This window comes from Pseudomonas sp. NFX15 (assembly GCF_049132105.1).
In the GTDB taxonomy this organism is placed as follows: Bacteria; Pseudomonadota; Gammaproteobacteria; order Pseudomonadales; family Pseudomonadaceae; genus Aquipseudomonas.
The window spans coordinates 120424-138626 of sequence record NZ_JAFMPV010000001.1 but is presented as its reverse complement, the minus strand read 5'-3'; the positions used below and the strand labels follow the sequence as shown (position 1 = coordinate 138626).

General features: G+C 62.6%; 16 protein-coding genes. 8 read left to right on the top strand and 8 right to left on the bottom strand.

Annotated elements, in window-relative coordinates:
* Window positions 1-11: 11 nt before the first annotated feature.
* The 8 genes from J1D76_RS00610 to J1D76_RS00575 form a co-directional block, all read right to left on the bottom strand.
* Window positions 12-1169, bottom strand: coding sequence for an acyl-CoA dehydrogenase family protein (locus J1D76_RS00610; RefSeq protein WP_421136524.1), 1158 nt, complete (start codon window positions 1167-1169; stop codon window positions 12-14).
* On the bottom strand, window positions 1166-2374 hold the full coding sequence (locus J1D76_RS00605; protein WP_421136523.1) for a lipid-transfer protein: 1209 nt from the start codon (window positions 2372-2374) through the stop codon (window positions 1166-1168). Before J1D76_RS00605 ends, J1D76_RS00610 begins: the two co-directional genes overlap by 4 nt.
* A 30-nt stretch (window positions 2375-2404) precedes the next feature.
* The gene (locus tag J1D76_RS00600; RefSeq protein ID WP_419713041.1) at window positions 2405-3544 is read right to left on the bottom strand and encodes an acyl-CoA dehydrogenase family protein; all 1140 of its coding nucleotides are present in this window, start codon (window positions 3542-3544) and stop codon (window positions 2405-2407) included.
* Window positions 3545-3776: 232 nt separating this feature from the next.
* Window positions 3777-5300, bottom strand: a complete 1524-nt coding sequence (locus J1D76_RS00595; protein WP_419710481.1) for an acyl-CoA synthetase — start codon at window positions 5298-5300, stop codon at window positions 3777-3779.
* Window positions 5291-5725 (bottom strand): PaaI family thioesterase, encoded by a 435-nt coding sequence (locus tag J1D76_RS00590; protein WP_421136522.1) that lies wholly within the window; start codon window positions 5723-5725, stop codon window positions 5291-5293. Before J1D76_RS00590 ends, J1D76_RS00595 begins: the two co-directional genes overlap by 10 nt.
* The gene (locus J1D76_RS00585; RefSeq protein WP_421136521.1) at window positions 5725-7281 is read right to left on the bottom strand and encodes an acyl-CoA synthetase; all 1557 of its coding nucleotides are present in this window, start codon (window positions 7279-7281) and stop codon (window positions 5725-5727) included. The genes J1D76_RS00590 and J1D76_RS00585 overlap by 1 nt, the downstream gene beginning before the upstream one ends.
* 60 nt (window positions 7282-7341) lie before the next feature.
* The gene (locus J1D76_RS00580) at window positions 7342-8145 is read right to left on the bottom strand and encodes an enoyl-CoA hydratase/isomerase family protein (RefSeq protein WP_421136520.1); all 804 of its coding nucleotides are present in this window, start codon (window positions 8143-8145) and stop codon (window positions 7342-7344) included.
* A gap of 33 nt (window positions 8146-8178) precedes the next feature.
* Window positions 8179-9333 carry a CaiB/BaiF CoA transferase family protein gene (locus J1D76_RS00575; RefSeq protein ID WP_421136519.1) on the bottom strand — a complete coding sequence of 385 codons (1155 nt, stop codon included), beginning with the start codon at window positions 9331-9333 and terminating at the stop codon, window positions 8179-8181.
* A gap of 196 nt (window positions 9334-9529) precedes the next feature.
* Here J1D76_RS00575 and J1D76_RS00570 point away from each other — a divergent pair, with 196 nt between their 5' ends.
* The 8 genes from J1D76_RS00570 to J1D76_RS00535 all read left to right on the top strand — a co-directional run bounded on the left by J1D76_RS00570 (window position 9530) and on the right by J1D76_RS00535 (window position 18143).
* The gene (locus J1D76_RS00570; RefSeq protein ID WP_421136518.1) at window positions 9530-12346 is read left to right on the top strand and encodes a LuxR C-terminal-related transcriptional regulator; all 2817 of its coding nucleotides are present in this window, start codon (window positions 9530-9532) and stop codon (window positions 12344-12346) included.
* 332 nt (window positions 12347-12678) lie between these two features.
* On the top strand, window positions 12679-13779 hold the full coding sequence (locus J1D76_RS00565) for an acyl-CoA dehydrogenase family protein (RefSeq protein WP_421136790.1): 1101 nt from the start codon (window positions 12679-12681) through the stop codon (window positions 13777-13779).
* Window positions 13780-13807: 28 nt separating this feature from the next.
* Window positions 13808-14992, top strand: a complete 1185-nt coding sequence (locus J1D76_RS00560) for a lipid-transfer protein (RefSeq protein WP_421136517.1) — start codon at window positions 13808-13810, stop codon at window positions 14990-14992.
* 29 nt (window positions 14993-15021) lie between these two features.
* On the top strand, window positions 15022-15462 hold the full coding sequence (locus J1D76_RS00555; RefSeq protein ID WP_421136516.1) for a MaoC family dehydratase N-terminal domain-containing protein: 441 nt from the start codon (window positions 15022-15024) through the stop codon (window positions 15460-15462).
* A 14-nt stretch (window positions 15463-15476) separates the two neighbouring features.
* Window positions 15477-15893 (top strand): MaoC family dehydratase, encoded by a 417-nt coding sequence (locus J1D76_RS00550; protein ID WP_419710473.1) that lies wholly within the window; start codon window positions 15477-15479, stop codon window positions 15891-15893.
* 30 nt (window positions 15894-15923) lie between these two features.
* Complete coding sequence (locus J1D76_RS00545) at window positions 15924-16748, top strand: SDR family NAD(P)-dependent oxidoreductase (RefSeq protein WP_419710472.1); 825 nt, start codon at window positions 15924-15926, stop codon at window positions 16746-16748.
* Between the two features lie 118 nt (window positions 16749-16866).
* On the top strand, window positions 16867-17514 hold the full coding sequence (locus J1D76_RS00540) for a TetR/AcrR family transcriptional regulator (protein WP_419710471.1): 648 nt from the start codon (window positions 16867-16869) through the stop codon (window positions 17512-17514).
* The gene (locus J1D76_RS00535) at window positions 17511-18143 is read left to right on the top strand and encodes an SDR family NAD(P)-dependent oxidoreductase (RefSeq protein ID WP_419710470.1); all 633 of its coding nucleotides are present in this window, start codon (window positions 17511-17513) and stop codon (window positions 18141-18143) included. The genes J1D76_RS00540 and J1D76_RS00535 overlap by 4 nt, the downstream gene beginning before the upstream one ends.
* The last annotated feature ends 60 nt before the right edge of the window (window positions 18144-18203 follow it).

Sequence of the window (18203 nt, the reverse complement as noted above, 5' to 3'; positions counted from 1 at the left end):
CCTATTCGATATCAACGCAGGCCCAGGCCACGGGCGATCATGCCGCGCAGGATTTCCCGGGTGCCGCCGCGCAACGAGAAGGTCGGTGCGACCTGATTCAGGTAGGCGACGGTGCGGTACAACTCCTCGTCGATAGGCGCCTCCGGATCAGCGCTGATCGATGCGGCAATCGCCGCCGGAATCGCTTGTTCGAATTCAGTGCCGATGTCCTTGACCAACGCTGCTTCCACCACCGGGCTTTCGCCCTGGGCGAGCAAGGCTGTCAGCGCCAGCGACAGGTTGCGCAGGCTGGTCAGTTGCGTGATGAAACTGCCAAGCAATACCGTTTCGGTGGCGCTTGCACCGTTGCGACGCAGGGTGTCAGCCCACAGATCAAGCAGCACCACACTGGAGTAGAAGCGCTCAGGCCCGCTGCGCTCGAAGGCCAGTTCGGCGTTGACTTGTTTCCAGCCGCTGCCCTCGTCGCCCACCAAGGCGTCTTCGCTGAGCAGCACATCGTCGAATGCCACCTCGGAGAAATGCGCATCACCGGCGAGGTCAACAATCGGGCGAATGCTGATACCTGGCTGCTTGAGATCGATGATGAATTGCGACAGTCCGTTCTGGCGGTCTTCGGGCGCACCGCTGGTACGCACCAGGGCGATCATGTAGTTGGCATGGTGTGCGTTGGTGGTCCAGATCTTGCGCCCGCTCAGGCGCCATCCACCTTCGCAACGGGTGGCACGACTGCGCACGCTGGCCAGGTCGGAGCCCGAATTGGGCTCGCTCATGCCAATACAGAAGAACGCCTGGCCTGCGCAGATACGCGGCAGGTAGAAATCTTTCTGTGCATCGCTGCCAAATTTCAGGATCAGCGGCCCGCTCTGGCGATCCGCGATCCAGTGCGCGGCGACCGGGGCACCGGCCGAGAGCAATTCCTCGACCAGTACAAAGCGGCTGAACACATCCAGCCCGGCACCGCCATAGGCTTGCGGCAAGGTCAGGCCGACCCAGCCACGCCGGGCCAGTTCGCGGCTGAATGCGGCGTCGAATCCGGTCCAGCTGCGCGCCCGCACATCGGCCGCAACCCGTGGCAGATGCGCTGCCAGAAAGGTTTTGACCTCGCTGCGAAAGGCTTCCGCGTATTCCGGTAGCGTGGTCAAACGAAAGGCGTCGAGCAGGTTGCTCACTGGCCACCTCCGTCGACTTTGCCGTAGAGCGTCACCACACACGCGCCGCCCAGGCCCAGATTGTGCGCTATCGCCAGGCGTGCGCCTTCGACCTGGCGCTGATCGGCGTTGCCCCGCAGTTGCTGGGTCAGCTCATAGCACTGCGCCAGACCGGTAGCACCCAGCGGATGCCCCTTCGACAGCAGGCCACCGGACGGGTTGATGACGATTTGCCCGCCGTAGGTGTTGTCACCGTCCATGACGAATTTTTCCGCGCCGCCTTCAGGGCAGAAGCCCAGCGACTCGTAGCAGATCACTTCGTTCTGGGCGAAACAGTCGTGCAGTTCGCAGACGTCAATGTCTTGCGGGCCGACACCGGCCTTCTCGTAGACCTGGCCGACGGCCGCGTGGGTCATGTGCGTGCCGACCCAATCGAGCATCGATGGCTTTTCGAAGTTGAAGGACTCAGGGGTGTCGGTGGTCATTGCCTGGGCAACGATTTCCACGTCACGGCGCAGGCCATGCTTTTTGGCAAAACGCTCGGAAACCAGGATCGCCGCGGCACCACCGCAGGTTGGCGGGCAAGCCATCAGGCGGGTCATGACGCCCGGCAGAATCACCGGGTCGTTCATCACGTCTTCGACGCTGAGCACCTTGCGAAACAAGGCGAGTGGGTTGTTAGCTGCATGACGGCTGGCCTTGGCGCGCACGGCGGCGAAGGTTTCCATTTTCATGCCGTATTTCTGGATGTACTCGCGCCCGGCACCACCAAAGGTACGGATAGCCTGGGCCATGCCGTCCATATCGGCGGTGAGCCCACGCAGGATCGGCAGGAAACGCTCGCGGGTAGGTGGACGGTCATCCCAATGGGATTTCAGCGCACCGGCCTGCATTTGTTCAAAACCCACCGCCAGGACGCAGTCGACCGAACCGGATTCGATGGCCTTGCGCGCCAGGTACAGCGCGGTGGAACCGGTGGAGCAGTTGTTGTTGACGTTGACCACCGGAATCCCGGTCATGCCCACTTCGTACAACACGGTCTGGCCGCACGTGGAATCGCCATAGACATAACCGGCGTACGCCTCTTGCACCAGCTTGTAATCGATACCCGCATCGGCCAGGGCGCGACGCACCGCTTCGGCGCCCATCTGCACGTAGGTCGGGCTCTCGCTCGGCTTGCGGAACGGGATCATGCCGACACCGGCTACCAGTACTTTTTCGCTCATGCTGTCACCTGAAAAATGAGGGGGAAAGGATCACAACTGGCGCGCGATCAGTTCGCGCAGCACTTCGCTGGTGCCACCGAAGACGCGGGTCACGCGCATGTCGACGAAGGCGCGGGCGATCGGGTACTCCATCATGTAGCCGTAGCCGCCGTGCAGCTGGACCATGTCGTCGATGCACTTGCACAGGGTTTCGGTGGCGTAGAGCTTGGCGATGGCCGACTCCTGAACCGTCAGGCGACGACGCATGTGCTCGCCGATGTAGTGGTCGATGGTCAGGCGCACGGCCGTGGCCTGGGCCTTGATGTCGGCCAGCTTGAATTTGGTATTCTGGAAGTCCCAGACGGTCTGGTTGAACGCCTTGCGGTCTTTCACGTACTCGACGGTCTGCTCCAGCAGGCGTTCGAGTTTGGCGGCGCAGTACAGCGCGATCACCAGGCGCTCCTGCGGCAGCTCTTCCATCAGGTGCATGAAGCCTTTGTTTTCTTCACCGAGCAGGTTGCCCACCGGCACGCGCACATCGTCGAAGAACAGCTCGGCGGTGTCGGCGGCGTGCTGGCCGACCTTTTCCAACTTGCGTCCGCGGCGGAAACCCTCACGGTCGCACTCGACCATGATCAGGCTGCAGCCCTTGGCACCGGCACTCGGGTCGGTCTTGCAGACAACCACCACCATGTCGCAGGTCAGGCCGTTGCTGATGAAGGTCTTGCTGCCGTTGATCACCCACTCGTCACCGTCACGCACAGCCGTGGTGCGGATCGCCTTGAGGTCCGAACCGGTGCCAGGCTCGGTCATCGCGACGGCCAGTACGGTTTCGCCGGTGCAGATTTTCGGCAACCATTTGTGCTTTTGCTCTTCGGTGCCCAGACGCACGATGTACGGCGCGACGATGTCGGAGTGCACGCCTAGGCTCCAGCCCGAAACGCCGGCGCGGTACAGCTCTTCGATCAACACCGCCGAATGCCCGAAGTCACCGCCACCGCCGCCATACTCGGTCGGTACGGTGAGGCACAGCAGGTTATGGCGACCGGCCTTGAGCCAGGTTTCCCGGTCAACCTGGCCAGCGGCGTCCCACTGCGCCTGCTTGGGCAGGCATTCACGCTCGAAGAAACGCCGCGCGGATTCACGCAGCATTTCGTGGTCTTCACGGTAGACAGTACGGTTGATGTGCATCGGGATCTCCAGTGGGTGGCCAGGCATGGCTTGCGCCTGGTTCGTGAGTCCACTGTATTGACGCGGGCGGGTGGTGAAGCCACCCGGATCGGGTAGCGAAAATAGATGGTTTGAAACACAGCCCTTGTAGGAGCCGGCTTGCCGGCGAAGATGCCCTTGAGTGCAGCGGTGAATGTGAGGACGCCTTCGCTGGCAAGCCAGCTCCTACCGGGGGGAAGTGGTGTGGAATGGGTTATTTGCGCAGTTCGCGCTTGAGGACTTTGCCGGCAGCTGACAGCGGTAACGCTTCGCGGAACTCGATGGATTTCGGGCATTTGTAGCCGGCGATGAACTCCCGGCAATATAAGCGCAATTGCTCGGCATCGACCTGGGCGCCGGGCTTGCGCACCACCACCGCGTGCACCGCCTCGCCCCATTGCTCATGGAGAACTCCGATCACCGCCGCCTGCGCCACGGCCGGGTGTCGGGCGAGGACATTTTCGACTTCCGCCGAGTAAACATTCTCGCCACCGCTGACGATCATGTCCTTGAGGCGGTCGACGATGAACAGGTACCCCTGCTCGTCCATGTACGCGGCATCACCGGTGTACAACCAGCCATCACGCAATGCCCGGGCGGTTTCTTCAGGCTTGTTCCAATAGCCCTGCATGATGTTCGGCCCGCGCACGATGATCTCGCCCACGGTGCCTCGCGGAACTTCCTGGCCTTGCGGGTCGACAATCCTCACGTTGACCCCCAAGCCGCCCCGCCCGACGGAACGGGACAAACCGCTCTGGCGCGCTTGCGGCGTGTGATTGCACGGCAGATTGCTCGACACCACCGGGCAAGCTTCGGTCAGTCCGTAGGAATGAGAAAGCTCGAGATCCGGAAGCCGGGCCAACACCTGTTCCACCATTTCGCCAGCGCTGGGCGACGCGCCGTAGGTCAAGCGTTTCAGGCTACCCAGGTCATGGCGATCGAAGTCCGGAAGGGCCAGCAGCGCGAGGATCATGGTCGGCACCAGCAGCGTCTCGGTGATCCGCTCCCGCTCGATCACTTGCAGCACCTCAGCCGCGTCGAAACCCGACAGCAGCACATGGGTTTCACCGGCCATGAACTGGATCAACGCGCGGGCCATGCCGGCGACGTGGAACAACGGTGCGACGTGCAACAACCGGCCACCGCGTATCGGCGGCATGTCGACCATGCGTGGCATGCACGCCGACCACAGGTTCAGATGGGACTGCATGACCCCCTTGGGAAACCCGGTGGTGCCGCCGGTGTACATGATGCAGGCGAGGTCTTCCCCGCCGCGCCCGGCATCTTCGACCGGCGTTGCCTGGGCTAGCAACTGCTCATAACCGAGCATGCCCGGCGGCACTTCACCGTCCCCGGCGTAGATAAACCGTGGCGCCTGACGGGCGCTCTTGCGGATACCTTCGGCCATCGCCGCGAAGTGCTCGTCGACAATCAGGAAGCCGGTGGCGCAATCGTCCAGCGAATAGACAATCTCCGCCACGCTCCAGCGAATGTTGACCGGGTTGAGCACCCCGCCGCCCCACCACACGCCCATGATGTACTCAAGATAACGGTCGGAGTTGAGCGCCAGCATGCCGACCCGGTCACCCGCCGCCATGCCGAGGTTCTGCAAGGCGCCCGCCAGGCGAGCGACACGTTCACCAAACTGTCGATAGGTCTGGCGGCGATCGCCGAAAATCGTCGCTAGGTGCTCCGGGTTTTGCTGCAGGGTGCGTTGCAGACACTGGGTCATGTACATGGTGTCTTGCCTTTCCAGGTGGTGAAGACACCGTTGGCCCGCAACACCAGGCGCTCGCCGACCTTCAGCAGGCAGCTGGCGTTGATGAAGGTGCCACCGGTCTTGAGCACTTCCACATGCGCCTCCAGCCATTCGCCTTCGCGCACTGGTCCGATGTAATCGACGTTCAGGTTGACTGTCAGTGCAACCGATGGCGGCCGCACATGGCGCCGTAAAACGACGCCGAAGGCGCTGTCCGCAACCGTGGCGAGGAAACCGCCATGGGCGATGCGCACGTAGTTGAGATGATGCGGCTGCAGACGCACGGCCATGATCGGCCGTTCATCATGTAGGAAGAAGTCACCGCAATTGCGCAGGAAGCCCGAGAGGCCTTCCAGCGCTGTGAACCCCTCAGGAATCGTTGCCCCTCCATTGTCCAGCGCCATCAGCTGACACTCCGGTCCTTGCCGGCCCAAAACGGTTCGCGCAGGTCGCGTTTGAGCACCTTGCCGGCACCGGACAGCGGCAGCGCGGCGCGGAACTCGACCGACTTCGGTGTCTTGTAGCCGGCGATCTGCCGACGGCAATGCTCGATGATCTCGGCGCCAGCCGCTTGGCGATCAGGTTTGAGCACGATCACCGCGTGTACCGCCTCACCCCAATGCGCGCAGGGAATGCCGATCACCGCGCACGAAGCGACGGCCGGGTGACTGGAAATCGCACTTTCGACTTCTCCCGAATAAATGTTTTCGCCACCGCTGACGATCATGTCCTTGAAGCGGTCGACAATGTAGATGTAACCGTCGTCGTCCATGTAGGCGCCGTCGCCCGTGTGCATCCAGCCGCCGCGCAGGGCTTGGGCCGTTTCTTCGGGTTTGTTCCAGTAGCCGAGCATGATGTTCGGGCCACGCACCACCACTTCACCAACCGTACCGCGTGGGACTTCGTTGTCGTTTTCATCGACGATGCGCACCGTCACACCCAGTCCTGGGCGCCCGGCCGAGCGCAACCGGCCATTGGCGATGCCTTCGGGGCCATGGTTTTCCGGGCCGTTGGCGGAGATGGGCGGCGCGGCCTCGGTCATGCCATAGCCTTGGGTGAACTCGACATTCGGCAGGGCTTTCAGGGCAAGTTCCAGCAGGGGCACGGCAATCGGCGAGGCGCCATAGGTCAGGCTGCACAGGCTGCTGAGGTCGTAGTTGGCGAACTCCGGATGCATGATCAAGGCCTGGATCATGGTCGGAACGATCAGGATGTCGGTAATGCGCTCGCGTTCGATGGTTTGCATCACGTTCAGCGGGTCGAACGACGGGACGAAGATGCTCGGCAAGCCCAGCAACGAGATCAGGATCACCCGCGACAGCGCGGCCAGGTGGAACATCGGAGCGATGTGCAAGGTCAGCGCATCGGTTGGCACCGGGACATCGGCGGCACGGGCCACGGCGGCGGACCACAGGTTCATGTGCGACTGCATCACGCCTTTTGGCCGGCCCGTGGTGCCACCGGTGTACAGGATGCTGGCCAGGTCCTCACCGCCACGAAAGGCATCATCGACAGGTTCGGTTTCACGAATCAGTTGCTCGTAGGACAGCATGCCCTCGGGCGTCGGGCCTTCGCCGATGTGGATCAACAGTGGCCGCACCCTGGCGGTGCCGGCAATGGTTTCGGCCATTGGCAGGAAGGTGTCGTCGATCATCAGGATACGTGTGTCGCAGTCGTCCAGCGAATAGACGATTTCCGCCACGCTCCAGCGAATATTGACCGGGTTGACCACGCCACCGCCCCACCAGGTGGCCAGGAAGTACTCGAGAAAACGATCGGAGTTCAGACCGAGCAGGCCCACGCGGTCGCCGGTCTGCATGCCCAGTTGCTGCAGGGCGCCGGCCAGTCGGGCTACGCGGTCGGCCAGTTGCGCATAGGTGTGGCGCCGGTCGCGGAAGACCGTCGCCAGGGCATGTGGGCGCTGCTGTAAAACACGGTGCAGTCCTTGGGTCAGATACATGATGGTTTCCTGTGAATTATTGTTGTCAGGTCAGAACGCATTCAGTCACTGGGCGGTGCGTCACGCACCGATGTAGTTGGGCGTGCGTTGCTCGGCCATGGCCACGCGCCCTTCGGCGTGGTCCTGGCTGTCGCGCAGCAACCCCCAGTGCAAGTGGGTTTGAATCACGAAATCACGGGGCGTCAGGTGTGCGGTCTGCACCGCCAACTGCTTGATCGACTGCACCGCCAGGGGGCCATTGGCGGCGATTCGTTCGGCCAGGCTCAGGGCGGCGGACATCAACCGTTCCGGTGGCAGGAGGTCGATGATCAGCCCGATACGTAAGGCTTCCTGGGCATTGATCGGCTCACCGGTCAGTGCCATTTTCATGGCGTGGGCGGCGGACACCGCGCGCAGCAGGTATTGCACGCCACCCGCCGCCGGAATGGTCGCGTCGCGTACTTCGGGCAAGCCGAACGCGGCGCTTTCGGCGGCAATGCGCAGGTCACATTGCAGCGCCAGTTCAAAACCGCCGGCCAGACAAACACCATTGATGGCGGCGATGACCGGCTTCCAGATCTCCAGGTCGCTGAGGTCGAACAGCCGCGCATAGCCGCCCTCCTCAGCCTCGGTTTCGCGGCTTTTCAGCGCTCCGACAATGAAACCGGACAACCCGCGCGACGGCTCGCGCGGGCTCGCACCACAGCAGAACGCTCGTTCACCGGCGCCCGTCAGCACGATGACCCGCACCTGCTCGTCATCCTGGCAAGCCACCAGCGTCTTGCGCAGGTGCATCAGGTCGCTGATGGACAGTGCATTGTTCGACGCTTGCGCATCGAGGGTAATGACTGCCACGTGATCGATGATCTTGAACTGAATGGCCATGGACTAACCTCTATGTTTTTTATGGGAGGGAGGTCAGGCCTTGAAGCCCAGGCCCAGCGAATGCAGACGCTCGATGGCGACGCTGTCGAAACCCCAGTCGCGCAGCGCCTCGTGACCGTGCTCGCCACGTTGCGGCGCCGTTCGCGGCTGCGCCGAGGGCGTGCCGAGAAAACGCGGGGCCGGGACTGGCTGGACGACGCCATCGACCTCGATAAAACTGCCGCGAGCCACGCTATGGGGATGTTGCGCAGCTTCAACAAGGCCCAATACCGGCACTACGCAGGCATCGCTGTCGATAAACGCTTCTGCCCACTCTACCCGGGTGCGGCTGAGGAAGGCCGCCGTAAAGGCCTCACGCAAGCGCGGCCAGCCAGCCCGGTCGTGCTGACGCGGCAGGTCGGCGCCTGCCAGCCCGAGGATTTCCAGCATTTGGGCGTAGAAACGCGATTCGATCGGACCGATCGACATGTGCTGGCCGTCGCGGGTTTCATAGGTGTCGTACCACGGCGCACCGCCATCGAGCAGGTTGCTGCCGCGCTGTTCGGTCCAGTGACCACCGGCCAACAGGCCCCAGACCACCGAACCCAACTGCGCCGCGCCCTCGGTCATGGCCGCGTCGACCACTTGCCCGGCCCCGCCGCGTTGCACATTCACAAGCGCCGCCAGCACGCCCATCGCCATCAGCATGCCGCCACCGCCGTAGTCGCCCACCAAGTTCAGTGGCGGCACCGGCCGACCACCGGCCGGGCCAATGGCCGATAGCACGCCAGACAAGGCGATGTAGTTCAGGTCATGGCCGGCACGGTCAGCCATCGGCCCGGTCTGGCCCCAACCGGTCATGCGCGCATAAACCAGTCGCGGATTGCGCGCCAGCGCCACTTCCGGGCCCAGACCCAGACGTTCCATGGTGCCGGGGCGAAAGCCTTCGATCAGCACATCGGCTCGTTCGATCAATTCCAGTGCTGCGGCGACGCTTTGCAGACATTTCAGGTCCAGAGTGACCGAACGCCGATTGCGCCCTGTAATGTCGGCGCGCTTGCCTTCAAGCTTCGGACCCAGGTCGCTCGTTGCCACCGGACGGTCGATCCGCACCACGTCGGCCCCCATGTCCGCCAGCAGCATCGTGCCAAAAGGTGCCGGACCGATTGCCGCAAATTCCACCACTCGAATGCCGCTCAGTACACCCATTGCCGTCGCTCCATTATTCTGACGGAGCGCCTTGCAGCACCCCATTTTGTGATGTCCAGTTAATCAATCCCCTGTTCGCCGACCACCACCCGCATCGGGTGGCGAATGCCAAACACAGGGCCATGACTGGCTGGCGGTGCGTTACACTCCTCTGGGTTCAGTGCCTTCCCAAAACAAAAAAGATTCGGACAGCCCCATGGATAAACCCCGCAAGTCCACCGCCTCGGACACGCCTTCCAGCCTGGTCTTGAATCCGACTCAGTCGCCGATCGTCAGTACCAAACTGATCCCGCCACGCAGCGCCGGGCGCCTGATTTCCCGCGAATCGCTGCAGGAGCAAATGCTCAAGGCGCGTCGCCATCGCTGCATCGTGCTCAAGGGGCCGGCGGGTTGCGGCAAGACTTCGAGCCTGATTGCCTGGCGCCAGGCGCTGTTGCCGCTGGGCTTCGACGTGGCCTGGCTGACGCTGTCTGCCGATGACAACGAACTGACTCGCTTCCTGGACTACTTGCTGGCCAGCCTCGGTCAGGTCGACCCGGATCTGGTACACGAAGCCGCCCAGCTGGAAGGTCGTGGTATCGACAGCGAGGCGGTAGAACGTACCGTCATCACATTGGTGCGCAGCATTGCCAACCGTGGCCGCGAACTGGTGCTGGTGCTCGACGACCTGCACCATCTGACCGACGTCGGGATTCATCAGGCCCTGCAATGGCTGATCGACTACGCACCGGCCAATCTGCACCTGGCACTGGTGTCACGCAGTGTCGTGCCTTTGTCCCTGGCGCGGTTGCGCAGCCAGGAACTGGTGCTGGAACTGAATCTGCGCGACTTGCGCTTCACGCCCAGCGAGTCCGAACGCTTTCTCAAGGCTCAACTGGGCGACATCAGCGCCCGCGACGCCAAGCTGATGCATGAGCTGACCGACGGCTGGGTTGCCGGCTTGCAATTGCTGGCGGTCAGCCGCAAGAAAAATCGCCCGTTCGTCGCCGCATCCGACCAGACACAGGTGCGGGACGATCAGGCCTTCGCGAAGTTTTTCGAAATCGAAGTGCTGTGCCATCTGTCGCCGACGGATCTGGACTTGATGTTGCTCATGGCCGTCTGCAACCGCTTCTGCGCCTCGTTATGCGCCGCCCTCAGCGGCAACCCGGAAGCGGTTCGCCAAGCCAATGCCCTGCTTGCCCGCCTGGAACGGGACAACCTGTTCCTGATCCCCGTGGACAGCGCCCAGCGCGAAACCTGGTACCGCCTGCATCCGTTGCTGCGTGAAACATTGCTCAAGTACTTCGATTCGCGCAGCAAGGCCGAACAACAGGCCGTGCACGCGCGGGCATGGGCCTGGTTCCGTGACCACCAGCATCTGGATGAAGCCGTGCACCATGCCGTGATGTCGGGCGACCCTGATGCTGCTGCCGACCTGGTGCAACAAAACGCCGAAGCGCTGTATGCCCACGGCGACTTGCGCATGTTGATCGAGTTGGTTCGACTGCTGCCGGTCGAACAAGTGCAGGCGCGGGTGAAGCTGCGCATCCTCAAGGCGCGGATGCAACTTTATGCCCGGGATTTCACAGCGTGCGCCAACAGCCTCGATCAACTGTTCAACGACGTGCCCGAGAGTGACGTCCATGATCGTTTCATGATCGCGATACTGCGTGCCTCCCTGGCGCTGCAGCGCGATGACACCGACGCGGCGATGACAGTACTGCCGCAATTGCTCAATCCACCCCAAGGCAGCAACAGTGTCGCCATCGGCTCGTGCGCCAACATCCTTTCCTGGCTCTACATGCACCGGGGCGAATACGAAAAGGCGCGCCAGATACAACTCGACCGGCCCCTGCTGCTGATCAATGGCGAACCCCTTCTGGGAACCACCGCCGGCAGTCTGCAAGGTCGCTGCATGATTGGCTTGAGCCACGCCCTGGAAGGCCAAATGAAGCAGGCGGAACGGGTCTATCGGGATGTGATGCATGAAGCCGCCCAGTGCGGTAAGGCCGGTGCCGACGCGACTTACCTCTCCGCCGCGCTGCTGGGCGAGGTGCTGTACGAAACCAATGACGTCGATGCGGCATTCAAACTGCTTTCGGGCTGGATCGATATCCTGGAGCGCATCTCGATTCCCGACTCGGTACTGCGCGTGATGCAGGTGCTGTGGAATGTGCAATGGCTGGCGGGCAATCATCAGGAAGCCCTGGCCTATGTCGAGCGGCTCGACGAGTACGCCGTCAAACTCGGCCTGGAGCGCCTGCAAGCCTACTGCCTGACCTGGCAGGTGCGCTGGCTGATGATTCTCGGTGAGCATGGGCAGGCCCACGCCAAACTGGCGCGCCTGGAAGCGATCGATGCGCGCCATCCCGATGCAGGACAAAGCGCCCTCAAGGAAATCCATATCCTGGCCGAGAACGCGCGGGCACGCTGGCAGATTGAACAAGGCGACCTGGACGGCGCCTTGAAGCGTATCGAACAGCTGATCGAAACTTGTGAGTTGCATCGCCGCCAGCTCGGCTCGGTACGGCTGCTGGTGCTCAGTGCCGTGATCGAGTCCCAGCGCGGCAATGCTGATGCCGCGCGCGATCACGTCATGGAGGCGCTGCGCCGCGGGCAACGCTTCGGCTTGTTGCGCAGCCTGCTCGACGCCCACCCGGACGCACTGAAACTGATCTCGGAGATCACGAGCCAAGAAACCCTGGACCCGGTGCTAGCGTTCTACGTCGAGCGCCTGCAAGCGGCCCAGGTGACGGTGCCCACCGCGCCGACCGGCAAACCCTCCCCGGTCTCGGCAGGCAAACCGCTCGCCGCCGGCATGGAGCCGTTGAGTGAGCGGGAAATCGAAGTCGTGCGCCTGCTGGCCCAGGCCCTGCCCAACAAGAAAATCGCCCGCGCCCTGGGACTGTCCCCGGAAACCGTTAAATGGCACCTGAGTCATATCTACAGCAAGCTCGGGGTCAACAGTCGCGACGAAGCGGTGGCGCGGGTGCGTGACCTGGAATCGCAGGGTGATCCCGCCCCGCAATAACAGACCTGTAAAGACCCTGTGCGAGCGGGCTTGCTCCGGGCGGCGATCCGACGAAGCGGCCAATACATCCAACATTGATGTCGAATGAACCACCGCTTTCGCGGGCAAGCCCGCTCCCACAGGGGCTGTGGTGTGCCTCTCCCGCCGGCAAATTCTCTCCTCGCCACCCGCCTCGGGTGGCGTTCACACCAGCCCCCCCACCCTATCGTAACCCTCAGTTCAAAGGCGCACGTCGCGCCTTGCATCAGCGCCTGGCCCAAGCAAGCCGGCCCGCGATCATTGAGGAGTCTTGCGTGCATATCGCCCGAACCGTTTTCCGCGACGACCATGAAATGTTTCGCACCACCGTGCGCCGTTTTTTCGAGCGCGAATGCGTGCCGCGCCAGGCAGCCTGGGACAAAGCCGGCCAGGTCGACCGCGAGACCTGGCTCAAGGCCGGTCGTGAAGGCTTGCTCGGCATCACCCTGCCCACTGAATACGGTGGTGGCGGCGGCGACTTCGGTCACAGCGCGGTGTTCAACGAGGAGTTCGCCCGGGCTGGCGTGAGTGGCGCCTACTTCGGCATGCACTCCGACGTCATTGCGCCGTACATCAATCGCTGCGGCAACGAAGAACAGAAACAGAAGTGGCTGCCGGGCATCTGCTCTGGCGAGATCATCCTGGCCATCGCCATGACCGAACCCGGCACCGGCAGCGACCTCAAGGCCGTGCGCACCACCGCCGTGCGTGATGGCGACGAATATGTGATCAACGGCAGCAAGACCTTCATCAGCAACGGTCTGACCGCCGATCTGGTCATCGTCGTGTGCAAGACCGATCCGGCCGCCGGCGCCAAGGGCATCAGCCTGATCGCCGTGGAAGCCAGTCGCGCCGGTTTCAAACATGGTCGCAAGCTGGACAAGGTGGGCCAGCATGCGCAGGACACGGCCGAGCTGTTCTTCGACAACGTCCGCGTGCCAGTCGGTAACCGCCTTGGCGAAGAAGGCCTGGGCTTTACCTACCTGATGGGCGAACTGCCCCAGGAGCGCTTCTCGATCGCGGTGTCCGCCGCCGCCAAGCTGGAGCGCCTGCTGGAACAGACCCTTGAATACGTGAAGGACCGCAAGGCCTTCAACCAAACCATCTGGGACTTCCAGAACAGCAAATTCAAGCTCGCCGACATCAAGGCCCAGGCCACCGCCATGCGGGTGATGGTCGACTACTACCTAGGCGAGCACATGCGCCGCCGCCTGACCCTGGAAGAAGCGGCGATCGCCAAGCTCTACACCACCGAAACCCTGTGGAAATGCATCGACGACATGGTCCAGCTGCACGGTGGCTACGGCTACATGATGGAGTACCCGATCGCCCGCGCTTTCGTCGACTCGCGCGTCAATCGCATCTACGGCGGCACCAGTGAAGTCATGCGCGAAATGATCGCGCGCAAGCTCTGACCCTCAAAAACAAAAAAGGAAACACACGATGAGCCAAAAGGTATTCGTTGCTGGCGTCGGCATGATCCAGTTCAAGAAACCGGGGACCAACGAACCCTACGACGTCATGGGCGAACAGGCGATTCGCCAGGCCCTGGCCGATTGCGGCCTGGACTTCAGCCACATCCAGCAAGCCTATGCCGGGTATGTCTACGGCGATTCCACCTGTGGCCAGAAAGCCCTGTATCGCGTGGGCATGACTGGCATCCCGCTGATCAACGTCAACAACAACTGCGCCACCGGTTCCAGCGCCCTGTTCCTGGCGCGCCAGGCCGTACAAAGCGGCGCCGTGGATTGCGCGCTGGCCTTTGGTTTCGAACAAATGAACCCGGGCGCGCTGAAGTCCGCCTGGACCGACCGTGCCCCTGCCACGGAGCGGGCGCTCAAGCTGACCAACGAACTGGTCGGCATGCCGGACCTGCCAACCGCCATCCGCCAGTTTGCCGGTGCCGGTTACGCGCACATGCAAAAGTACGGCACAAAGCTTGAGACCTTCGCCAAGATCCGCGCCAAGGCCAGTCGTCACGCGGCCAATAACCCGTTGGCCGTGTTCCGCAATGTGGTCAGTACCGAAGAAGTGTTGGCTGCGCCGATGCTCTGGGAAGGCGTGCTGACCCGCCTGATGGCCTGCCCGCCGACCTGCGGCGCGGCCGCCACCATCGTGGTCTCCGAAGCGTTCGCGAAGAAGCATGGCCTGCGCACCGACGTGCTGATGGCCGGCCAGGCGCTGACCACAGACCTGCCAAGTACCTATGACGCCAAGGACATGATCCGCGTGGTCGGTTTCGACATGACGCGCATGGCCGCGGATATCGCCTACAACCAGGCCGGCATCGGGCCCCGGGACATCGACGTCATCGAGCTGCACGACTGCTTCGCGCAGAACGAACTGCTGACCTACGAAGGCCTGGGCCTGTGCGCCGAGGGCGGTGGCGAGCAATTGGTCAACGACGGCGACAACACCTATGGCGGCCAATGGGTGACCAACCCGTCCGGCGGCCTGCTCTCCAAGGGCCACCCTCTGGGCGCCACCGGCCTGGCCCAGTGCTATGAGCTGACCCACCAATTGCGCGGCACCGCCGAACAGCGCCAGGTGCAGAACGCGCGCATCGCGGTGCAGCACAACCTCGGCCTGGGCGGCGCCTGCGTGGTCACCGTGTACCAGAAAAACTGACGCGCCCGCCCAGCAAAGGAGCCATTTCGATGATCGACAAGAAACACATCGGCAGACAACTGCCCACTTTCCTCGCTACCGCCGAAGCCGGGCAACTGCGCTTCTTCGCCAAGGCCTCCGGGGAAACCAACCCGATTTACTTTGACGAGCAGGCCGCACGCGATGCTGGACATCCGAACCTGCCACTGCCGCCGACCTTTCTGTTCTCGCTGGAATTCCAGATTCCTTCGAACGCCTGGCGCGACGAACTGGGCATCGTCACCGCGCGCATTTTGCACGGAGAAGAATCCTTCCGTTATCACCGCATGGCCTATGCCGGCGACACGTTGCGCTTCGATGTGCGCATCGCCGACATCTACGACAAGAAAGGCGGCGCCCTGGAATTCGTGGTGCGCGAAACCCGAGTCACCAATCAGCACGGTGAGCACGTAGCGGACCTGCGCAGCGTGCTCGTGCAGCGCAACAGCTGAAGCGGAGAACACAGATGAACGCGATAAGCCTGGAAAAAATCAACATCGGCGACACCCTGCCACCCTTGGCCCTGCCGCCGATCAACCGCACCACCCTGGCCCTGTTCGCCGGTGCTTCGGGTGATCACAACGCCATCCACATCGACACCGATTACGCCCGCCGGGCGGGCATGCCCGACGTGTTTGCCCACGGCATGCTCTCGATGGCCTACCTCGGCCGCTTGCTGACCCAGTGGGTCGATCAACGCCAATTGCGCGAGTTCGGCGTGCGCTTTCTCGGCATCACCCACCTGGGCCATCAGATCACCTGCACCGGCGCTGTCGTCGATCGTTACGAAGTCGACGGCGAGCAACGCATCAAGGTCGAAGTGCGTACCACCAATCAATACGGCGAGACCAAGATCATTGGTGACGCCGTGATCGCTCTGTAAACAAAACTGATAACTGAGGAGTAACACCCCATGGCAAAACTCGAAGGCAAAGTCGCACTGGTCACCGGTTCCGGTCGTGGCATCGGTCAGCAGATCGCCCTGAAACTGGCGAGCGAAGGCGCACGCATCGTGATCAACGACCTGGACGCCGACCCGGCCCACGAGACCGCTGAAATGATCCGCAAGCTGGGTGGCGAAGCCGCTGTCTGCCACGGCAACGTCAGCGCTCCGGATTTCGGCGACCGCTACATCAAGACCGCGATGGACAACTTCGGCAGCATTGACGTCATCGTCAACAACGCCGGCTACACCTGGGACGACGTGATCCAGAAGATGAGCGACGAGCAGTGGTACGCGATTCTCGACTGCCACATGACGGCACCCTTCCGCATCCTGCGTGCCGCCTACCCGATCATCAAGGCCCAGGCCCTGGCCGATGCGGCGGCAGAGCGCGAGGTGTTCCGCAAAGTGGTGAACATTTCTTCGGTTTCGGCCCTGAACGGCAACGCCGGGCAAATGAACTACTCGTCGGCCAAGGCCGGTGTGATCGGCATGACCCGTGCGCTGGCACGTGAATGGGGTCGTTTCAAGGTCAACGTCAACGCCGTGGCCTTCGGTTTCATCGAAACCCGCATGACCAAGGCCGACGCCCACGCAGGCGCCACGGTGAACATCGAAGGCCGTGACATTCGTGTCGGCATCAGCCCGGAAGCAGCCAAGTCGTTCGCCCAGCGCAACCCGCTGGGTCGTCCGGGCACCGTGCAGGAAGCGGCGGACGCGGTGTATCTGTTCTGCTCGCCGGAGTCGAACTACATCACCGCCCAGACCATCGCTGTCGCCGGCAATCTGCAATAACAAACCGTGGGAGCGAGCTTGCTCGCGATGGACGCCAACGATGACGCAGGCCGTCTGACCGCATTGTGCGGACGTTTTTCATAAGCAAGCTCGCTCCTACAGGCCGCAGGATCACACCATGAACATGACTGAAAACAACATCCGCCTGGCCGCCATCAAACTGATCTCGCGTAACGGCTACGGCTCGATGAGCCTGCGTCAGCTCGCCACTGAAGCAGGCATCAACGCCTCGACGCTGTATCTGTACTACAAAGGCAAAAACGAACTGCTGCTGGAGCTGATCCTCGAGTACTTCCAGGGATTGTCCCGGGAGTGGACGCGTCGCCGGCCGAAAAAGGCTGTGACCGCCGATGTAAAACTGCTCGCCTTTATCGCCTGCCACGTGCGCTATCACCTCGAACACCAGGACGAGGCCATGCTCGGCAACCTGGAATTCAGAAGCCTCGCCGAAGAGGATCTGGAGCAGGTCCGCCAGGCCCGACGCCTGTACCTGAAAGCGTTGCAGGAACTGCTGGAACAAGGCGTCAAGGAAGGTTCGCTCAGTTGCGCCGAACCGAAACTGATGGCGCGCACCCTGTTCAACATGCTCACCCACGCCTGCGTCTGGTACCAGGACAACGGTCGCTGGGGCATCGATGACGTTATCCGACATTACTCGGAACTGGTGCTGAAAATGCTCGGTGCCACGCCCATTCCATCACCGCGGTTCTCTGTGCCACGCGCCGTATTGACCCGGCGCGCCGTGCCGATGGAGGTACGCCCATGAGCGATCTCATGCAACCATTTTCCATGGCTGGAAAGACCGTTCTGGTGGCCGATGCCACCACCCGACTGGGTGCGCATTTCTCCCGTCTGATCAGCCTTGCCGGTGCTCGGGTGGCCCTCGGCGCACAGCATCCGTCGCAACTGGAGCAATTGGCGGCCGACCTGCGCTGGGAAGGTGGCGAAGTGTTGATCGTCAGCCTCGACAGCGCCCGCCGACCCAGTATCGAAGCCGCGCTGGATGCCGTGCAGGAGCGTTTCGGCAGCGTCGATGTGCTGATCAACAACAGCGCCGAACGCGAGCACATAGCCCTGAACAATCACGTCGTTCATTGCACCAGCCTGCATATGATCAGGGCCGAACGCGGTGGCAGCATCGTCAATATCGAGCCGCCCCCGCGTCCCATCAGCGAGCCGAACCCCTGCCTGCGCACCCATAGCAGCCTCATTCGGATGAGCCGCGCCATGGCCCAGTCGCTGACGCCACACCGCATTCGCGTCAACGTCATCGCTGCCGGTCGAAGCAAGAGTGCCGGCCTGCAAGAACTGAATGGTCCGCTGCTGTTGCTGGCCAGTGGCGCCGGCGCCAGCGTCACCGGTGCCGTGCTGCACATCGACAATGCAGGCCTCTGACGGCCTGCCCGGTTTCCAGTAACACCCGCGCCTACAGGGGATCAGGTGTGTATCCGGAGT

Bases quoted from the DNA above. Each gene is read 5' to 3' on its own strand.
- J1D76_RS00545 (WP_419710472.1), top strand. From the start codon at position 15,924: ATGGCAAAACTCGAAGGCAAAGTCGCACTGGTCACCGGTTCCGGTCGT.
- J1D76_RS00575 (WP_421136519.1), bottom strand. From the start codon at position 9,333: ATGGGTGTACTGAGCGGCATTCGAGTGGTGGAATTTGCGGCAATCGGT.
- J1D76_RS00595 (WP_419710481.1), bottom strand. From the start codon at position 5,300: ATGTACATGACCCAGTGTCTGCAACGCACCCTGCAGCAAAACCCGGAG.
- J1D76_RS00570 (WP_421136518.1), top strand. From the start codon at position 9,530: ATGGATAAACCCCGCAAGTCCACCGCCTCGGACACGCCTTCCAGCCTG.
- J1D76_RS00540 (WP_419710471.1), top strand. From the start codon at position 16,867: ATGAACATGACTGAAAACAACATCCGCCTGGCCGCCATCAAACTGATC.
- J1D76_RS00565 (WP_421136790.1), top strand. From the start codon at position 12,679: ATGTTTCGCACCACCGTGCGCCGTTTTTTCGAGCGCGAATGCGTGCCG.
- J1D76_RS00605 (WP_421136523.1), bottom strand. From the start codon at position 2,374: ATGAGCGAAAAAGTACTGGTAGCCGGTGTCGGCATGATCCCGTTCCGC.
- J1D76_RS00590 (WP_421136522.1), bottom strand. From the start codon at position 5,725: ATGGCGCTGGACAATGGAGGGGCAACGATTCCTGAGGGGTTCACAGCG.
- J1D76_RS00580 (WP_421136520.1), bottom strand. From the start codon at position 8,145: ATGGCCATTCAGTTCAAGATCATCGATCACGTGGCAGTCATTACCCTC.
- J1D76_RS00560 (WP_421136517.1), top strand. From the start codon at position 13,808: ATGAGCCAAAAGGTATTCGTTGCTGGCGTCGGCATGATCCAGTTCAAG.
- J1D76_RS00555 (WP_421136516.1), top strand. From the start codon at position 15,022: ATGATCGACAAGAAACACATCGGCAGACAACTGCCCACTTTCCTCGCT.
- J1D76_RS00600 (WP_419713041.1), bottom strand. From the start codon at position 3,544: ATGCACATCAACCGTACTGTCTACCGTGAAGACCACGAAATGCTGCGT.
- J1D76_RS00550 (WP_419710473.1), top strand. From the start codon at position 15,477: ATGAACGCGATAAGCCTGGAAAAAATCAACATCGGCGACACCCTGCCA.
- J1D76_RS00535 (WP_419710470.1), top strand. From the start codon at position 17,511: ATGAGCGATCTCATGCAACCATTTTCCATGGCTGGAAAGACCGTTCTG.
- J1D76_RS00585 (WP_421136521.1), bottom strand. From the start codon at position 7,281: ATGTATCTGACCCAAGGACTGCACCGTGTTTTACAGCAGCGCCCACAT.